21 protein-coding genes are annotated in these 16,044 nt (G+C 45.4%); all 21 read left to right on the top strand.

All coding sequences use genetic code 11. From position 1 onward, the window contains the following. The first annotated feature begins 9 nt into the window (after window positions 1-9). The 21 genes from ACZLMD_RS05565 to ACZLMD_RS05665 all read left to right on the top strand — a co-directional run bounded on the left by ACZLMD_RS05565 (window position 10) and on the right by ACZLMD_RS05665 (window position 16,037). Window positions 10-279: a hypothetical protein gene (locus ACZLMD_RS05565; protein WP_489495266.1), complete on the top strand. Its 270-nt coding sequence runs from the start codon at window positions 10-12 to the stop codon at window positions 277-279. Beyond that, the gene (locus ACZLMD_RS05570; protein WP_489495267.1) at window positions 273-686 is read left to right on the top strand and encodes a hypothetical protein; all 414 of its coding nucleotides are present in this window, start codon (window positions 273-275) and stop codon (window positions 684-686) included. The genes ACZLMD_RS05565 and ACZLMD_RS05570 overlap by 7 nt, the downstream gene beginning before the upstream one ends. 5 nt (window positions 687-691) lie before the next feature. Beyond that, window positions 692-1,240, top strand: a complete 549-nt coding sequence (locus tag ACZLMD_RS05575; protein WP_489495268.1) for a hypothetical protein — start codon at window positions 692-694, stop codon at window positions 1,238-1,240. A gap of 134 nt (window positions 1,241-1,374) precedes the next feature. Then, complete coding sequence (locus ACZLMD_RS05580) at window positions 1,375-2,190, top strand: terminase small subunit (RefSeq protein WP_489495269.1); 816 nt, start codon at window positions 1,375-1,377, stop codon at window positions 2,188-2,190. A 13-nt stretch (window positions 2,191-2,203) separates the two neighbouring features. Continuing rightward, complete coding sequence (locus ACZLMD_RS05585) at window positions 2,204-3,583, top strand: terminase (RefSeq protein ID WP_489495270.1); 1,380 nt, start codon at window positions 2,204-2,206, stop codon at window positions 3,581-3,583. A gap of 73 nt (window positions 3,584-3,656) precedes the next feature. Next, complete coding sequence (locus ACZLMD_RS05590; protein ID WP_489495271.1) at window positions 3,657-5,240, top strand: phage portal protein; 1,584 nt, start codon at window positions 3,657-3,659, stop codon at window positions 5,238-5,240. Then, window positions 5,176-5,394, top strand: coding sequence for a hypothetical protein (locus ACZLMD_RS05595; RefSeq protein WP_489495272.1), 219 nt, complete (start codon window positions 5,176-5,178; stop codon window positions 5,392-5,394). Before ACZLMD_RS05590 ends, ACZLMD_RS05595 begins: the two co-directional genes overlap by 65 nt. Window positions 5,395-5,405: 11 nt before the next feature. Beyond that, window positions 5,406-7,256, top strand: coding sequence for a phage minor capsid protein (locus tag ACZLMD_RS05600; protein ID WP_489495273.1), 1,851 nt, complete (start codon window positions 5,406-5,408; stop codon window positions 7,254-7,256). Further along, window positions 7,249-7,509 (top strand): hypothetical protein, encoded by a 261-nt coding sequence (locus tag ACZLMD_RS05605; RefSeq protein WP_489495274.1) that lies wholly within the window; start codon window positions 7,249-7,251, stop codon window positions 7,507-7,509. The genes ACZLMD_RS05600 and ACZLMD_RS05605 overlap by 8 nt, the downstream gene beginning before the upstream one ends. 69 nt (window positions 7,510-7,578) lie before the next feature. After that, a complete protein-coding gene (locus ACZLMD_RS05610; RefSeq protein ID WP_489495275.1) occupies window positions 7,579-7,803 on the top strand; it encodes a hypothetical protein in 225 nt (74 codons plus the stop codon). Between the two features lie 45 nt (window positions 7,804-7,848). Further along, window positions 7,849-8,010 carry a Thoeris anti-defense Tad2 family protein gene (locus tag ACZLMD_RS05615; RefSeq protein WP_489495276.1) on the top strand — a complete coding sequence of 54 codons (162 nt, stop codon included), beginning with the start codon at window positions 7,849-7,851 and terminating at the stop codon, window positions 8,008-8,010. Window positions 8,011-8,226: 216 nt separating this feature from the next. Continuing rightward, complete coding sequence (locus ACZLMD_RS05620; protein ID WP_489495277.1) at window positions 8,227-8,889, top strand: hypothetical protein; 663 nt, start codon at window positions 8,227-8,229, stop codon at window positions 8,887-8,889. A gap of 26 nt (window positions 8,890-8,915) precedes the next feature. Continuing rightward, the gene (locus ACZLMD_RS05625; protein WP_489495279.1) at window positions 8,916-9,893 is read left to right on the top strand and encodes a hypothetical protein; all 978 of its coding nucleotides are present in this window, start codon (window positions 8,916-8,918) and stop codon (window positions 9,891-9,893) included. A gap of 11 nt (window positions 9,894-9,904) precedes the next feature. Beyond that, window positions 9,905-10,276, top strand: a complete 372-nt coding sequence (locus ACZLMD_RS05630; protein WP_489495280.1) for a head-tail connector protein — start codon at window positions 9,905-9,907, stop codon at window positions 10,274-10,276. Window positions 10,277-10,287: 11 nt separating this feature from the next. Further along, window positions 10,288-10,626, top strand: a complete 339-nt coding sequence (locus ACZLMD_RS05635) for a hypothetical protein (protein ID WP_489495281.1) — start codon at window positions 10,288-10,290, stop codon at window positions 10,624-10,626. Further along, the gene (locus ACZLMD_RS05640; RefSeq protein ID WP_489495282.1) at window positions 10,626-11,009 is read left to right on the top strand and encodes a hypothetical protein; all 384 of its coding nucleotides are present in this window, start codon (window positions 10,626-10,628) and stop codon (window positions 11,007-11,009) included. The genes ACZLMD_RS05635 and ACZLMD_RS05640 overlap by 1 nt, the downstream gene beginning before the upstream one ends. Further along, a complete protein-coding gene (locus ACZLMD_RS05645) occupies window positions 11,003-11,422 on the top strand; it encodes a minor capsid protein (protein WP_489495283.1) in 420 nt (139 codons plus the stop codon). The genes ACZLMD_RS05640 and ACZLMD_RS05645 overlap by 7 nt, the downstream gene beginning before the upstream one ends. Window positions 11,423-11,424: 2 nt before the next feature. After that, the gene (locus ACZLMD_RS05650; RefSeq protein ID WP_489495284.1) at window positions 11,425-11,859 is read left to right on the top strand and encodes a phage tail tube protein; all 435 of its coding nucleotides are present in this window, start codon (window positions 11,425-11,427) and stop codon (window positions 11,857-11,859) included. A gap of 158 nt (window positions 11,860-12,017) precedes the next feature. Next, window positions 12,018-12,317: a hypothetical protein gene (locus ACZLMD_RS05655; RefSeq protein ID WP_489495285.1), complete on the top strand. Its 300-nt coding sequence runs from the start codon at window positions 12,018-12,020 to the stop codon at window positions 12,315-12,317. Continuing rightward, a complete protein-coding gene (locus ACZLMD_RS05660) occupies window positions 12,295-12,660 on the top strand; it encodes a Gp15 family bacteriophage protein (protein ID WP_489495286.1) in 366 nt (121 codons plus the stop codon). Before ACZLMD_RS05655 ends, ACZLMD_RS05660 begins: the two co-directional genes overlap by 23 nt. Before the next feature lie 188 nt (window positions 12,661-12,848). Continuing rightward, entirely contained in the window at window positions 12,849-16,037 is a 3,189-nt protein-coding gene (locus ACZLMD_RS05665; protein WP_489495287.1) for a phage tail protein, read from the top strand. Window positions 16,038-16,044: the final 7 nt, after the last annotated feature.

Consider the following 16,044-nt stretch of genomic DNA (forward strand, 5'->3'; position numbering starts at 1 on the left):
GAGGGTCGCATGGCAAAGAAAGAATTAACCAGGAAAGAATATGAGAAAATTAAACGCATGGATCATCACGCAATGAAGTGCTACATAGAAAGTGTTTACTGGTCCGGCTATGATGCCGGGGCAAGAGAAGAGCAGGCAGATCAAATACACAACAAAATGCCGACGATCGATCAGATCCGTGACGAGATAGGCAAGATCAAAGGCATTGGTGAAAAGAAGCAGCAGGCAGTGATAGATGCGATTATTATAATATGGGAACAGGAGGGCAGCAGATGTTAAGCGAGGAAGTAAAGAAGATGAGATTGCAGCATATGTCTCTGGTGCCGACAGAGGGAGTTTGTAAATTCTGTGGACAGATCACAGCCATAGAGGTACCAGAGGACTGGCTGGACGAAGAGAAGAATGAATATGCAACGGAAATGTGTAAGTGCCCCGAAGCGGACTGGTATCGACTGAATAAGCTTAAGAAAGAAAAAGGCCGGAAGCGGGTCAGATCATTATTTGAACGTGACCAGTCGGATGTAGTCAAGAAATTCCCGAAGGCAGCAGTGGAATTGATCGCAGATGAAGATATCAGCAGCATCACGGTCAAGATTGATGATGTAACAAAGGCAGACATTAAAACAGGATCAAAAGGCGGTATCCGGGTGGAGCGGACGGATACCACAAAACAGATGGAGGAGTAGACACAATGGTAAGTAAGGAGACAAAGGAAACGATCTTGGCTACAATAGACGAGGTGTTCCAAAAGATGAATTCCATCTCATGGATTGATCGTCAAAAGGCAATGTCCAAGGAAGCATTTAAGAATACAGAAAAGATCCTGTATTGTTTCAACGTTCTCAAGGAACATGTCTCGAACGAGCAGGAATACCTTGAGATTGCATTGCACAGGAAAAGTAAGTCGATCACCTCATACATAAAAAACGGCGGAGGACCGGTGGATGATGATACAAAGCTGCGTGACCGGATGGACTCGTATCATCGAAGTTTGAATGACGTGAAGCGAGTAGAAGCGGCGTTGGAGCACATCAAAGAAATGAAAGGCTATGAAATTATTGAGATACGGTATTTCAATCACAAGGCAGGTGGTGAAAAGTATACTTGGGAAGAAATTGCTTCAATGCTTGCTGGCTCTAACGGATATTCGGACAATCTAAACGAAAAGACCGTCCGAGCGTATAAAAGCAAGATCATCAAAGAGATGGCTGTTTATCTGTTTGGGTCCGATGCGATATAATATTGCCCGAATTGCGACCCTAGACATATGCTTTTTAACGTGTTAAAATTTTTACAATTAGTTTTTGTCATAATTCATTAAGGCGTATTTCCTTTGAAGGAAATGCGTCTTTTTTTCGTGGGGAAGGTGGTGAAATGTCAGATGTCAAGATAAAGGCGGAAGCGGATTATATGTCCGGGATGAAGTATAAGGACATTGCAGAGAAATACAACGTATCACTGAATACGGTCAAGAGCTGGAAAAAAAGATATGCTTGGGACAGATCCGGGGATGCAAAAAAAGGTGCACACAAAAATACAAAAAGGGTGCACACAAAATCAGATTCCAAAGGATGCAAAATGTCCGGCAGCAGTCCGCCTCCTTCAGAGGAAGTGGTGAATCTGGCGGATAATTCGGATCTGACTGAGAAACAAAGGCTTTTCTGTATTTATTATATTCGCAGTTTTAACGCTACGAAGGCGTACATGAAAGCATATGATTGCGAATATGAAACAGCGGCGGCAGCAGGTTCGCGAATGTTAAGAAATGTTAAGGTGAAAGAGGAAATTAACAATCTCAAACAGGGACGTCTCAACCGGGAGATGCTTTCTGAGGAGGATATCGTGCAGAAATACATTGATATCCTGTATGCAGATGCAAAGGATTACATTGATCCGAAGCGAAATAAGATCGACCTGAACAATCCGTTCGCTGATGGAACACTTGTGAAGAAGGTCAGCTTCGGTAAGACGGATAGTGTGGAGTTACTGGATAAGATGAGAGCATTGCAATGGCTGGCGGATCATATGAGTCTGGCTACAGAGAAGCAGAAAGCAGAGATTGAACTGTTGAAAGCGAAAGCGGAAGACAGCAGCCGGGCAGATGAGGAACAGCTTCAGGAGAAAGAGAACAATGTGGAAGAGATTCTGAAGCAGTTGCATGATGTGGATCCGGATGAAGTGATGGAGTGAGGATGGTGAGAATATGAAACTGGTATTATCGCCAAAGTTTAAAGATTTCCTGACTACCAGAACCAGGCGGGATTATCTGGAAGGGACCACGGCAGCAGGCAAGACCACGGTAGGAATCTTTAAATTTATGATGATGGTTGCAGACTCCGATCTTAAGTTTCATGTGATTGCCGGAGCAGATCTGGGTACCGTGGAGAAAAACGTGATCAATTCAGAGCTTGGCCTGATCGCCCAGATGGAAGGGTTGGCAGATTATTACCCGAAAGGACAGGGAAAGATCAGCCTCCCTCACATCAAGTACCGGACAAGAAAAGGAATGAAGATCATTTATGTATGCGGCTTTGATAACAAAGCCCGCTGGAAAAAGGTTCTTGGTTCACAATCCGGCTGCGTATACATTGATGAGGTAAATACGGCAGATATGGAGTTTCTGCGTGAGATCACCCACCGATGCAAGTATATGATGACTACCTCCAACCCGGATGCGCCGGATAAGCCAGTGTATAAAGAATTCATCAATCACAGCCGTCCTTTGAAGAGATATGCCGCAGATTATCCTGTGGAGCTTCTTGCGGAGCTGAAGGAAGAACCGGTTAAGGGGTATGTACACTGGTATTTCACATTTTATGACAATGCTTCCATGACACCGGAGGACATTCAGGAAAAGATCGATGCCGTTCCGAGAGGGACGAAGATGTATAAAAACAAAATACAGGGGTTACGAGGCAAGGCAACCGGTCTTGTCTTTTGTAATTTCAGCAAAAAGCACCATGTCATCACGAAGGAACAGGCAAAGAAATATATCCGGAGCACAGGGCAGCAGACAGAATGGTTTGAATACTTTACCTCCGGGCTGGATACGGCGTACTCTACGACATCCCCAGATACCATTGCTATGAGCTTCGTTGGGATCACGAACAAAGGGCGGTGCATTGTACTGGATGAGAGAGTTTACAACAACGCCAGTCAGACGGTCCCGATCGCTCCGAGCGATACCGTAGTCAATTATGTGGCATTTCTGGAGAGGAATCGAAAGGAATGGGGAGGTCAGGCAAGGAATGTTTTTGTGGATAGTGCAGATCAGGCAACATTGACGGAATGCGCAAAGTACAAACGTGCCCACCCGGAATGCCTTTATATATTTAACAATGCATACAAGAAAGTAACGATCATTGATCGTATTATGCTGCAGCTTGGCTGGATGGCATATAACGAGGAAAGACAGGCGCGCTATCAGGTGGTTGATACCTGTGTGAACTACATCCGGGAACTGGACAACTACAGCTGGAAAGAGGATAAGGATGAGGAGCCGGAAGACGCAAACGATCACATGATCAACAGTACACAGTATGCATGGATTCCATACAAGCACAAGATAGGAGGACGATCATGAGCACATTACATTTGATCATAATATGCGTAACCATAGTTTTTTGTGTAGCGCTGGCAAGCGATGGAGGAAATAGATGAGGTGGTTTAACAGAATGAGTGAGAATGTAAAACAGAGAATGCAGAGCTGGCTGCAGATCACGCCGGCAAACGTGCATAGTTTCAATATACAGGAGACGATGGACTTTCAGGCAAATGTGATCAAAAACAGAATATGGTATCTGGGAGATCCCGATGAGCTGGCACAGTTATACAGTCAGATTGACAGCAGCCAGAACAGACTCCGCTTCTGGGCGGCACGAAGCAGTACAGGCAGAGAGATCCGCAAGATGCACATCGGCCTGCCTGCGATCATGGTAGATATGCTGACCAGTATTATTATGACGGATTTTGATGAAGTCACTGTGCCGGACAAAAGAAAGGACGCATGGCAGCAGATCAGCCGAGAGAATAAATTTAAGTCCCTGCTGGAGGAGGCAGTCAGCCAGACATTATATCTGGGGGATGGAGCCTTTAAGATTTCACTGGATACCAGGATGAGTGAGTATCCGATCATAGAATGGTACCCGGCAGACCGGATCGATATCATCTATGACCGGGGGCGGATGAAAGAGGTGGTCTTTAAGACTGCCTACAAAGAAGGCAATAAACAATATGAGTTGCAGGAGCATTATGGTTATGGATATATCCGGAATGAGCTTCTGCATAATGGACAAAAGGCAGAACTGAAGAACGTCTCTGCGTTAGCCGGATTGAAAGATATCCGCTTTGATGATTCGTTCTGCATGGCGGTGCCTTTTTATATTTACAGCAACCCACGGACGAAAGGAAGAGGCAAGTCAATCTTTGACGGTAAAACAGATGACTTTGATTCTTTGGATGAAGTATGGAGCCAGTGGATCCAGGCAATGAGAGACGGACGTGCAACAAAGTATATTCCGCAGGACCTTATTCCTAAGAATCCGGAAACAGGAGCACTTCTAAAGCCTAACCCGTTCGACAACACATTTATCACAATGGACGGAGGAATGAGAGAAAATGATACCGACAAGGTGGAGGTTACACAGCCGAACATTCCCCATGAGTCGTATCTGAGCACATATATCACCGCATTGGATCTCTGCCTGCAGGGAATTATCAGTCCTTCGACCATCGGAATTGACGTGAAGAAACTGGATAATGCCGAGGCACAGCGTGAGAAAGAAAAGACCACGCTATACACCAGAGGTAAGATTATCGATGCGCTGCAGACCACAATACCGGAGCTGATCAATATCGTATTCAAATCGCTGGATACCTTGAATCAGGTAGCGGTGGAGGAGACAGAAATATCGGTGGAGTTTGGTGATTATGCAAATCCATCGTTCGAATCACAGATTGAGACTGTGGGGAAAGCTAAGTCCAGTGCCATTATGTCCAATGAGGCTGTTGTGGATGAGCTGTATGGTGATACCAAGACAGAGGAATGGAAGCAGGAAGAGATCAATCGTTTAAACGCCAGAGATGGAGTGGAGACGATGGAAGAGCCGGCGTTGAATATGGATGGGCTTGAAGTGAAAAAACAGTCGGCAGCAGAGAGCGAGGGAGGAATGACAGGTGAAAGTAAAAGTAAGTCAAAAGATGTACGGAATGTCCCGGAAGGAGTATCAGAAACTTCTTGAGGTTGCATCGGAACAGGTACCTTTTGGGATCTATGCGGTAGAGAAGACCGGTTACGCAGAGTTGCGGTGCGACCGGTGCAAATCCGTCACGCAGCTAAAGGCATTAACCAGACAGTTTAAATCACAGGGCTTCAAGGTACATTCTAACCGATAGGAGATATCACCATGGAGAATATGGATTATGATGTGGGGAAAGCATTTGCGGCCATAGAAAATGAGCTGCTGGATTCCATGATGCGGAATATGAAACGGCACCGTGTAGAGGAAACGAAAGAGGGCTTTCAGTGGGAACAGTGGCAGGCGAAACAGCTTGCCGGACTGGAAGAATACCGCAGAAAACACAAAGGAAAACTGGAAGAGCGGTATGAGGCGATCAATTCCAAGATGCGGATGGCGATCCTGCAGGCGAATGCTCAAGGGAAAATGGCGCAGGAGAAGAAAATACTGGAGGCAATCCGCAAGGGTGCTAAGCTGCACCGGGCAACGGATAAGCTGCAGGGAGAATTCTTTCGGGTCAATGACCGGAAGATGAACGCCCTGTTGGATGCCGTAGAGAGTGATATGAAGCGTGCTGAGAATGCAATCCTGCGAATGCATGATGATAAAGTTCGCCGGGCAATTTTTAATGCACAGGTATATGCAAACAGCGGAGCCGGTACCTATGAGAAAGCAGTCGATATGGCAGTGAAAGACTACGCTGCTGCAGGAATTAACTGCATTCGGTATAAAGACGGTAAGCAGGTCAATATAAAATCCTATGCCAGAATGGCACTCAAGACGGCAGGACTTAGAGCATACCTTACAGGAGAGGGAGCCAAGAGGCAGGAGTGGGGCATACATACTGTTATCATCAATAAACGTGGAAATCCATGTCCGTTATGTCTACCGTGGGTAGGCAGAGTGATGATTGATGATGTGTGGTCCGGAGGCACGGCAGCAGAAGCAAAGAAAATGGGGTACCCATTGATCAGCCAGGCGATGAAAGCTGGACTATATCATCCGAATTGCCGAGATTCCCATACCACATACTTTCCGGGGATATCCACACCTCCGGATAAGAAGTGGAAGAAATCAGAGCTTGCAGCTGTAGAGAAGAATGTAAAGCAGGAAGCCAGGCGGCAATACGCCGAGAGACAGGAGGAGAAGTTTGATCGTCTGGAACGGTGTGCGATAGATCCGGAAAATAAACGGGTGTATGCAATTCGGAGAAAAGAGTGGTTAGATAAGACAAAGAAAGCTGAGAATGCAAAATTACAGATTGAAGCTGAAAATGAGCAGATAACACTTTTAAAGAAGTATGGTAATCTGGCGAATATAATGCTGAATGGAACGTCTGATGATATGAGTAAGTGGAGTAAACTGCAAAGAATATCAGGAAAGACAGAAAAGAAATTATTATCCAAAATGTCAGAGAGCGCTGGTAACTGGGAGACTTTGCTCAAAATGCAGTCAGAGAGCACCATGAAGCCATTTTTAAGTCAGCTATTAGATGTGGCAACAGACACAGAACTTGGTGCGTTGAATCTTTGGAGTGGTACAACTTATGTTAATATCAATCGTTATTTAAGATTTGGCATAAATGTTGATGATATTTCAAAAAATGCTGCAAAGAATATTGAGACAGTCCTTAATAAAACCGCTACACCAAAAGAAATTATAGTCCGAAGGGGAACCGGGACAAAAGAGATATTTCAAAAGATGGTGGGTGATTGGAAAAGTGACCCAAGTGTTTTGACTGGTCAAGAGTTTTCAGATGCTGGATTTGTTGCAACGTCACCAATGAAAGAAGGTGGTTTTAGTGGTGTCGGTGAAAATCAGGCAGAATTGTTTATAAGAGTGCCAGAAGGCACACATGGAGCATATATTGCACATGAGGCCCATAATGAACTAGAAAAAGAATTTTTGTTGCAAAAAGGATATACATATAGGATAATTAAAGCAGAATACAGAAGTAATCCTATATTTCCAGAAGAAAAAGATTTAAAAGTATGGTGCGAGGTGATACTGAATGGATAAGTATTCATGGGATAACCCTGAATTACAGATTATTTGTGGCGAATGTCATCTGAAGGATGCTGATCCGAGATTGTGCCATTGCGTTGAACCGCCAATGGAAAAGAAATTTATTCCAACAGATACGGATCAATGCTCTTTTATTCGCGAATCTTATTGGCAGAGAGTTCCGCAAGAGCAAAGAGATGAATGGACAGAGTTCATAAGAAAAAGAAGTGAAAGATATTATTCAAACAATAATGGCGGGAAAGAATAAATTGAAAATATTAGGCAGGATAACTGCAGATGAAGAACATCACAGTCGAAAAATGAAAGAGGCATAACTATGGCTTATGAGGATATATACAAAGGATTAAATACCGAAGAAAGAGAAAGAATGTTGCGGCAGGATATTCCGAAGTTTGAGACGGTAGGAGAATTTGAACAGACAGAGGAAGATAGAAAAAAAGCGAGAGAAACTCTGATGAAGTTTATTCGTCTTGGAAGACGAGCAGAAAGAGAAAAAAGAGTGATCCCCTTGACAGAAGAAGAATTGAATCGAGAGGATTAAGTGAAAATAAAGAGATTTTAAGCATCCGAAGAGGGTGCTTTTTTAATGAAAAAATATATGCCGGATATCCGGAGAAAGCGAGGACAAGGAGAAGAGATTAATGACTTGCAGGAATTTATTGTTATGAAGTGTGCGAATAGAACATTAGTGCCGTGGCTTGCTTCACAGACTGATGTGCTCGCTGAAGATTGGAAAATTATAGATTAGGAGGTGATCCAATATCTCCCAACTGTGGGTAAAACAGTATACGACATCCGAAAGGGTGTTTTTTTATTGCAATTTTATATTGCAACTCTGCCCGAAGGCGAACCGAACACTTTGTTCGGGGATAAACTACGAGGAGACACCTGAGAACAAAACTGAGTGAGACACACGTAAAACTGGATGGGGAGACACCCCTACAACTGAAAGGAGCAATAAATTATGAGAAAGAACATGTTACCAATGAATCTGCAGCTTTTTGCTGATCCGGAACCAAGTGGTCAGAATGCCGGCGGACAGCCGGAGCCGAACGGCACACCGGCACCGCAGGCGGGGCAGCAGGAACCGCCAAAGACACCGGAGATTGATTATGAGAAGCTTGCAAGCGTGATCGAAGGAAAAAAGTCAGTTGCAGAGGATACCGTGCTGAAGAATTACTTCAAGAAGCAGGGATTGAGTAAGGAAGAAATGGACAGTGCCATTGGTGCATACAAGAAGCAGAAACAGGAATCCGAACCGGATCCGACTGCCTTACAGGCACAGGTGGTACAGGCACAGCAGTTGGCAGTTGCGTCTGAGATTGAGAAGGAGGGCGTGCTGATCGGCGTGGAGATGGGGCTTGATGTGAAAACAATTCCGTATGTGATGAAGCTGGTGGATACATCTGCAGCGGTGGCAGACGGTAAGGTGGACACAGATAAACTCAAGGAAGCAATCAACAAGGTACTGGAGGATGTTCCGGCGCTTAAGCAGGGAAAGTTGGAGGGGCAGTCCAAGGGATTTGTACAGGTAGGAGCCGGACAGACCGGCAGCCAGACAAGCACCGCAGGGCAGCAGTCGGCTACTCCGGTGATCCCGACAAAACGTTGGAATCGTTTTAATTAAAAAGAAAGGTGAAATAAGGTGATAATATGGCATTAAATTATGCAGAACAGTGGAGTCCGGAATTATTGGAGATCCTGATGCAGGGAACATTGACTTCCCCGTTTGTAACAAGCAACGTAAAATGGCTGGATGCAAAGACTTTTCATTTTACTCAGATGAGCGTGAGTGGTTATAAGAACCATGCTCGTAATGGTGGCTGGAATCGTGGAAATTACGCTCAGACAGATGTAGCGTACACGGTAGAACATGATCGAGATGTATCTTTTCTGGTGGACAAGGCAGATGTGGATGAGACCAATGAGACAGCGTCCATCCAGAATATCAGCAGAGTCTTTGAACAGACACAGGTGGTACCGGAGACGGATGCACTGTTTTTCTCAAAGGTGGCAAAGAAAGCGCAGGAGACGGATGGATATCATTCATCCACGGCGACATCTGCGTATACCAAGGCGAAGGTCTTTGGCATGCTTAAGGATATTCTGGCAAAGGGTAAGCTTCGCCGTTATAAGGCGAATGGTGCTCTGATCATGTATGTCCGCAGCGAGATCATGGATGCTCTGGAACAGTCTACGGAGTTTACCCGTAAGATTGAGATGACTCAGATCGCAGAGGGCGGCATGGGAATTGAGACCCGTGTAACTGAAATTGACGGTGTGCCGATCATGGAGGTCGTAGATGATGAGAGATTCTATGATGCCTTTGACTGGGATACGGAAGCTGGTGGATTTGCTCCGCTGAAGAAGGTGGCAGCAGACAGCAGCCACGGAGTAGAAGCCGTGACAGGTGCGCATAAGATCAATGTGCTGGTAGCATGCGGACAGACCTGTAAGACGGTACCGAAGATCTCCAGCATTTATTATTTCGCACCGGGAGCCCATACAGAGGGAGATGGATATCTGTATCAGAACCGTTCCCTGTCGGATGTATTTGTGTTCCCGAATGGCAAAGATGGCAAGATCGATTCTATCTTTGCAGATGTGGATACCACTGAGTATACCGCCTAGGAGGGATGCGGATGTATGCCGATAAGGAATACTACACGGAAACCTACGGCGGTTCTTTGATCGGAGAGAAAGAACTGACACGACTGTTAGAGAAAGCCAGCCGGCAGATCGATACGTTGACATTCTGCAGAATCCGTGAGATTGGTTTCGACCGTCTCACGGCATTCCAGCAGGATCAGATTCAGTATGTGACCTGCATGCTGGCTGATTTTATCTATGAGAATCAGGATGAGCTGGAGTCTATGTTGTCATCCTATGGAATCAATGGTGTGACCATGACCTTCTCAAGTGGAGTCAATGTCACGAAGGTGCAGGGCGTTGTGATCCGAACCGACATTTATGCGGAGCTGGATAAGACAGGGCTGTGCTGCAGAATGATTTAGGAGGTGGCAGTGTGCGTTATCCGTGTCTGGTAAAGAAACGTCAGTGTAAGACGCCGGTAAAAGTATCTCTGGAGCAGGAGGAGCTTAGCGTGTACGGTGAGCCGGTAATAGCAAAGGAGATTGAAACAACATGTAACTATCAGGACAGCGCTAAGACGGTGCTGACAGCAGAGAAAAAGCTGATCCAGTTGTCGGGGGTGGCTTTATTTCCGGGAGATATCGCTCCAGATCTGCCGAATCTCAGTGGAGGAACCATTGAGATAAACAGGGAGAAGAGGAGAATATTCCAGGGAAGAAAAGCCAGAAACCCGGATGGAACAGTAAATTACAGTGAATTGGATGTGATGTAATGGCAGTGAATTCAACGATCAAGATCGATCAGGGCAAAATAAGGAAGCTGACAAGGGCAAGCATCAGGGCTCTGGAAAAGACCGCAGAGGCGGTTCATACAGAAATTGTGCAGGCTCAGGTAATGCCGAGAGATACCGGAGCTTTGCAGAATGAAAGCACCTTTGTGGATTACAGCAACAGTAGTCAGGGAAGCTGCTCTATCGTATCAGATACCCCGTATGCCAGACGATTGTATTATCATCCGGAATATCAATTCTCGAAGGATGAGAACCCGAATGCAAGAGGTAAGTGGTATGAACCGTGGATGAAGGGCGGGGAACACGAGACATTTGCGAGGGATACCTTCAAAAAGAACTACAGAAGGGAGACAGGTTTATGGTGACTTTATCGGATATCAGAGATTATGTGGCAAAACTCGCTATTGTAAAAAATGAACGCTGCTACATGGGAAAGATGGACACAAAGCATGAAGAAAGTATCGGTTGTTATCATCTTCGCAGGAGTGGATCGCCTCGCATCCCACTGGGAGGACAGGAGAACATGACGTTCGATGTACTTCCGGTATCCTTCTTGATCCATTGGAACAAAAACGCTGCACAGACAGATCAGATAGCCAATGAGCTGTATCGGATCCTGCAGGATCTGAGAGATGTAACCGTAAACAATAAGCAGATAAAATTTTGCATCATGCAGGTACCGTATCCGCAGGATGTTGGAACAGATGAATCGGGTATTTTTGAGATGGTCATTGAAGTAGAGTTTTACTGCAGCAAAGAAGTGAAGGAGGAGAAATAATCATGGCAGCAAAAGAGGGAGTATTTCCTTGTTATGAAAATCAGTTCCACGTAGGAGCTACGAAGGCGGATAAGGTGACTATTGCAGAATGCGAAAGCTTCTCGGTATCCATCGACAATGGCGTCGAGACCTGGAACTCATTTACACAGGAGGGATGGCAGAGCGCATTACAGACGGCTAAAGCAATCACTATTTCGGTCAGCGGAAAACGTTGCATTGGCGATGCCGGTAACGATCTGGTTGCAGGCAAGTGGCTGGCAAATGGTCAGGATGCATACGTTTACTTTGACTGGACATTCCCGGATGGTACGGTAGTTGCATGGGATAAGGCGGTTATCAATGTAACGAATGTCAATGGCGGAGATTCTACGAATGTGGCTCCGCTGGAGTTTGATATTGTATCGAACGGTAAGCCGACAGTCACGAATCCCAGCTAATGCGGCGCAGGAGGCGTCGCTGACGAACCCAGCAGCCGTAGCTGACGAAAGTGAACCGGCTGCAAAATCAAAGAAATAGAAGATGATGAGGAGCTGATCTGCCAAGCAAACGGCAGCAGCTCCTTTTGTATTGCCGAAAGGCGGAACGGAGGAAGAACATGGCAAAGGTTATTGATATTACAGATAAGTTAAATTTTGAGGAAAGTCCTGCAATCACGATTAAAGGGCAGGTATATAAAGTGAACGATTCTGCAGAAACAATGTTGAAGCTGATGGGATTGTTTGATGACAGATCAGAGGCAGAGGCGGTGCCGGCAGCCTATGAGCTGCTCTTCTCGGAAGAGGACAGGGAGAGATTAAAGGGGCTGAATCTGAATTTCAAGGATTTCATGACTTTGATTGAGGAGGCAATGGATCTGGTCCGTGGAGGAGATGATGATACTCCCAGCGGGGAGTAGCGAGAGTTACTATGATCTGTTCGAGGACTGGGACCTGATTGTATCCAGTGTTCTGGAACAATATGGCATCCGTATTTATTCAGCGGAGTTTAAAGGAATGAAATGGCTGGAGTTTTCTGCTTTGATTTCCGGTATTGGTCCGGACACGGCTCTGGGAAGAGTTGTGGCAATCCGTGCTGAGACGGACAAAGAAGTGATTAAGCATTTTTCAGATGATCAGAGACGGATCTGGAGAGAATGGAGAAACAAGTCCGCAAAGCAGAAAAGTCCGGAAGAGGTACAGAACTACCTTGAGATGTTTAAGGCAGCATTTGTCAGAATGGCAGGTGATAGCGATGGATGAGAAAAAGCAGAAGAAAGTGAGATGTCCATATTGCGGATATGAGCTTCCGATATTTTATTCGTCAAAATCAGAAGCCAGAGATATTTATACGGTATGCAAAGGGAGAAACTGTAAAAAGAAATTTAGAATAACGTTGGTCAAGTAGATGCCATTATGAGCCGATGACCGCGCACTAGGAGGTGAGCGCATTGGCTGATGGTCAGAGTGTTGGTAAAATTCATCTTGATCTTGGAATTAACAGCAAAAATTTCAGCAAATCCATGTCCGGAATAGAGGGTATGGCAAAAAAGGCGGCGAAAACTCTGGCCGCTACGTTTGCAGTAAAGGGAATTACAGATTTTGGAAAACAGTGTTTGGATCTCGGTTCTGATCTGACCGAGGTGCAGAACGTAGTCGATTCGGCATTTGGTCCGAAGGTATCTAAAAAGGTGGACAGTTTTGCAAAGGATGCTGCGACCTCTTTTGGCTTATCGGAGACGATGGCTAAGAGGTATGCGGGTACCTTCGGAGCTATGGCTACTGCGTTTGGATTTTCTCAGGATCAGGCAGCGGACATGTCTACGCAGCTTACCGGGCTGGCAGGAGATGTTGCATCCTTTTACAATATTTCGCAGGATGAGGCGTACACAAAGCTGAAATCTGTATTTACCGGCGAGACGGAGTCGTTAAAAGATCTCGGAGTTGTTATGACGCAGACAGCGCTTGACAGCTACGCTATGGCGAACGGCTTTGGCAAAACGACAGATAAGATGACTGAAGCAGAGAAGGTGGCTCTGCGATACAAGTTCGTACAGGATCAGCTTAGCATTGCATCCGGAGACTTTGCAAAGACATCCGGGTCGTGGGCGAACCAGATGCGTATTCTGTCTCTGCAGTTCGATTCGTTAAAAGCATCTATCGGGCAGGGACTGATCAATCTGTTTACGCCGATCATTCAAAAGGTCAATGCCCTGATGAAGAAAATGGTCGGGCTGGCATCGATTTTCAAACAGTTTACCGAAATGCTCACCGGGAACAAGAACAAAGATGATGGTATCGCAGCTACGGCAAATATGGCAGCAGATGCAGACAGCAATATGTCGGGAGCATCTTCTTCAGCGGCGGATCTGGCAAAGAATACCACGGCAGCAGGAAAGGCTGCGAAAAAAGCGAAGAAGGACATGTTTGGTCTGGCGTCTTGGGATGAGCTTTCGAATAATTCTTCTTCGAAGGATTCTGATTCAGGAAGCACAAGTGCAGGAAACGGAACGGGAGCGGTAGGAGGGAGTAATGCTGCAGCAGGTTCCAGTGTTCTGGATAAGGTAGGAGAAAGCGCCGGAAAACTGTCTGGCATACTGGGGAAGGTAAAGGAAGAATTTGTTGATCTTGCCAAGAGATTTGCAGCCGGTTTTCAGCTGGGGCTTGGAAATACGAAACAGGTATTTCAGAGCATTAAGGACGAAATTCGTTCTATCGGTCAGTCTTTGATAGATATATTTACGGATCAAGCTGTAATCGATGCCGTAAAAAAGTGTGCGGAAAAGATAGCAACGGCACTTGGAAAGATTGCTGGAAGCATTGCAAGCGTTGGTCTCACGTTGGCAGATCTACTGGTGGGAAGCCTCGCAAAGTATCTGGAACAGCATAAGAGGGACTTGGTTAAGCATCTGGTGAACTTGTTTGATATTACAGGGAAAATTGCGGAAATTGTTGGAAACTTCGCTGTGGTAGTAGCGGATATTGCAGCAGTATTTCGTTCAGATGAAGCCAAACAGATCGGTGCAAATCTGCTTAATATTTTTGTAGAAACGAAGCTTAATGTGCTTACGCTGATGGCGAAAGTGGGTAGAGATATCATTGACACCCTGACCGCACCAATTATAGAGAACAAGGATAAGATCAAAGAAGTTTTAACAAATGTAATTAAATCCTTGTCATCGATAATTGGTACAATATCAGATGTTGTGACTAATACATGGGACAAGATTCAGAACGTATATGATCAGCACATTCATCCACTGTTTGAAAAAATAAAGGAAGCACTGTCAACATGGGTTGGAACAATTTTAGATGGCTACAATAAACATATTGTCCCTGTTTTAGATCAATTTGCGAAGAAGTTTAAAGATGTTGTTGAAAAATATGTTCAGCCAGCGATTGATGCTGCATTGGATGCTGTTGGGAATCTTGCTGACATGCTCTCCAGCGTACTAAACAAAGTACTGAAGCCGCTTATTAACTGGGTAATTGCAAATATCATTCCTGTTTTGGCGAAAAACTTCCAGAAAGCCGGAAATATTATACTTGCAGCGATGAAAGGTGTGTCACAGATCATACAGGGAGTTTCGGAAGTGTTTTCCGGAATCTGTAAGATTATCAAAGGCATCGTTGACGGTGAATGGAAAACGGTCTGGGAAGGGGAGAAGGACATTGTCGGAGGTGTTCTCACTGCAATTCAGGGACAGTTTACTGCCGGATGGACAGCTATTAAAACAACATTCCGACCGGCGGCAGTCTTCTTTGAAACGATAGCGTCTGCAATCAAGGGAGCCTTCCAAGGAATTGGAGAGTGGTTCAAAACTACCTTTAGCGGAGCAAGTGATAAGTTGAAAAGTGGCTTTTCGGGAGTAAAGTCGTTCTTCGGCGATAAAAGTAAAGAGGTAAAAGATGCCTTTACAGGTATTCCGGATTGGTTCAAAACAAAGTTCGCAAGTGCATACGATAAAGCCAGCGGAGCTTTCGCAAAAGCAAAAGATAATTTTAAAGCGATCAGAGATAATATCAAGGCGCCGTTTGGAGGAATAGCAGATTGGTTTGAATCGACATTCAAAGGTGCTTGGGAAAAAGTCAAGGACGTATTTTCTTCAAGAGGAAAGATCTTTGCCGGAATTAAAGAGGGAATGGAAAAGACCTTTAAGACAGTGGTGAATGGGCTGATCTCCGGCATTAACGTTATCGTATCGAAACCTTTTGACAAGATCAATAAAATGCTCAACACGATCCGCAAGGTTGGTGTTGGCAAGATCAAACCGTTTGAGAAGCTGTGGGAGGAGAATCCGATCACGGTACCGAAGGTTCCGGCACTGGCACAGGGCGGATATGTGAAAGCAAACACACCGCAGCTTGCAATGATCGGTGATAACCGTCATTACGGCGAGGTGGTATCGCCGGAGGATAAACTGCAGGCAATGGCGGTAGAAGCCGGGCGTTTGGCAGCAGAGTCTACTTCTGCAGCATTGGTACCGGTGATTGAAAGGTTGTGCAATGCGATCATCACATTGGAGAACACGTCCGGAGGAGTAGAGCTGGAGCAATACAAAGAGGGCGATCTGCTTCGCGTAGTAAGAAATGAAAACTCAAAATATAAAAAGCAGCATGGTGTGTCTGCATTGACGTAAGGAGGGG

Source organism: Jutongia sp. (assembly GCF_057878315.1).

Excerpts from the sequence above, each read along its gene's own strand:
- ACZLMD_RS05565 (WP_489495266.1), top strand. The coding sequence starts at position 10 with ATGGCAAAGAAAGAATTAACCAGGAAAGAATATGAGAAAATTAAACGC.
- ACZLMD_RS05570 (WP_489495267.1), top strand. The coding sequence starts at position 273 with ATGTTAAGCGAGGAAGTAAAGAAGATGAGATTGCAGCATATGTCTCTG.
- ACZLMD_RS05575 (WP_489495268.1), top strand. The coding sequence starts at position 692 with ATGGTAAGTAAGGAGACAAAGGAAACGATCTTGGCTACAATAGACGAG.
- ACZLMD_RS05580 (WP_489495269.1), top strand. The coding sequence starts at position 1,375 with ATGTCAGATGTCAAGATAAAGGCGGAAGCGGATTATATGTCCGGGATG.
- ACZLMD_RS05585 (WP_489495270.1), top strand. The coding sequence starts at position 2,204 with ATGAAACTGGTATTATCGCCAAAGTTTAAAGATTTCCTGACTACCAGA.
- ACZLMD_RS05590 (WP_489495271.1), top strand. The coding sequence starts at position 3,657 with ATGAGGTGGTTTAACAGAATGAGTGAGAATGTAAAACAGAGAATGCAG.
- ACZLMD_RS05600 (WP_489495273.1), top strand. The coding sequence starts at position 5,406 with ATGGAGAATATGGATTATGATGTGGGGAAAGCATTTGCGGCCATAGAA.
- ACZLMD_RS05605 (WP_489495274.1), top strand. The coding sequence starts at position 7,249 with ATGGATAAGTATTCATGGGATAACCCTGAATTACAGATTATTTGTGGC.
- ACZLMD_RS05610 (WP_489495275.1), top strand. The coding sequence starts at position 7,579 with ATGGCTTATGAGGATATATACAAAGGATTAAATACCGAAGAAAGAGAA.
- ACZLMD_RS05615 (WP_489495276.1), top strand. The coding sequence starts at position 7,849 with ATGAAAAAATATATGCCGGATATCCGGAGAAAGCGAGGACAAGGAGAA.
- ACZLMD_RS05620 (WP_489495277.1), top strand. The coding sequence starts at position 8,227 with ATGAGAAAGAACATGTTACCAATGAATCTGCAGCTTTTTGCTGATCCG.
- ACZLMD_RS05625 (WP_489495279.1), top strand. The coding sequence starts at position 8,916 with ATGGCATTAAATTATGCAGAACAGTGGAGTCCGGAATTATTGGAGATC.
- ACZLMD_RS05630 (WP_489495280.1), top strand. The coding sequence starts at position 9,905 with ATGTATGCCGATAAGGAATACTACACGGAAACCTACGGCGGTTCTTTG.
- ACZLMD_RS05640 (WP_489495282.1), top strand. The coding sequence starts at position 10,626 with ATGGCAGTGAATTCAACGATCAAGATCGATCAGGGCAAAATAAGGAAG.
- ACZLMD_RS05645 (WP_489495283.1), top strand. The coding sequence starts at position 11,003 with ATGGTGACTTTATCGGATATCAGAGATTATGTGGCAAAACTCGCTATT.
- ACZLMD_RS05650 (WP_489495284.1), top strand. The coding sequence starts at position 11,425 with ATGGCAGCAAAAGAGGGAGTATTTCCTTGTTATGAAAATCAGTTCCAC.
- ACZLMD_RS05655 (WP_489495285.1), top strand. The coding sequence starts at position 12,018 with ATGGCAAAGGTTATTGATATTACAGATAAGTTAAATTTTGAGGAAAGT.
- ACZLMD_RS05660 (WP_489495286.1), top strand. The coding sequence starts at position 12,295 with ATGATACTCCCAGCGGGGAGTAGCGAGAGTTACTATGATCTGTTCGAG.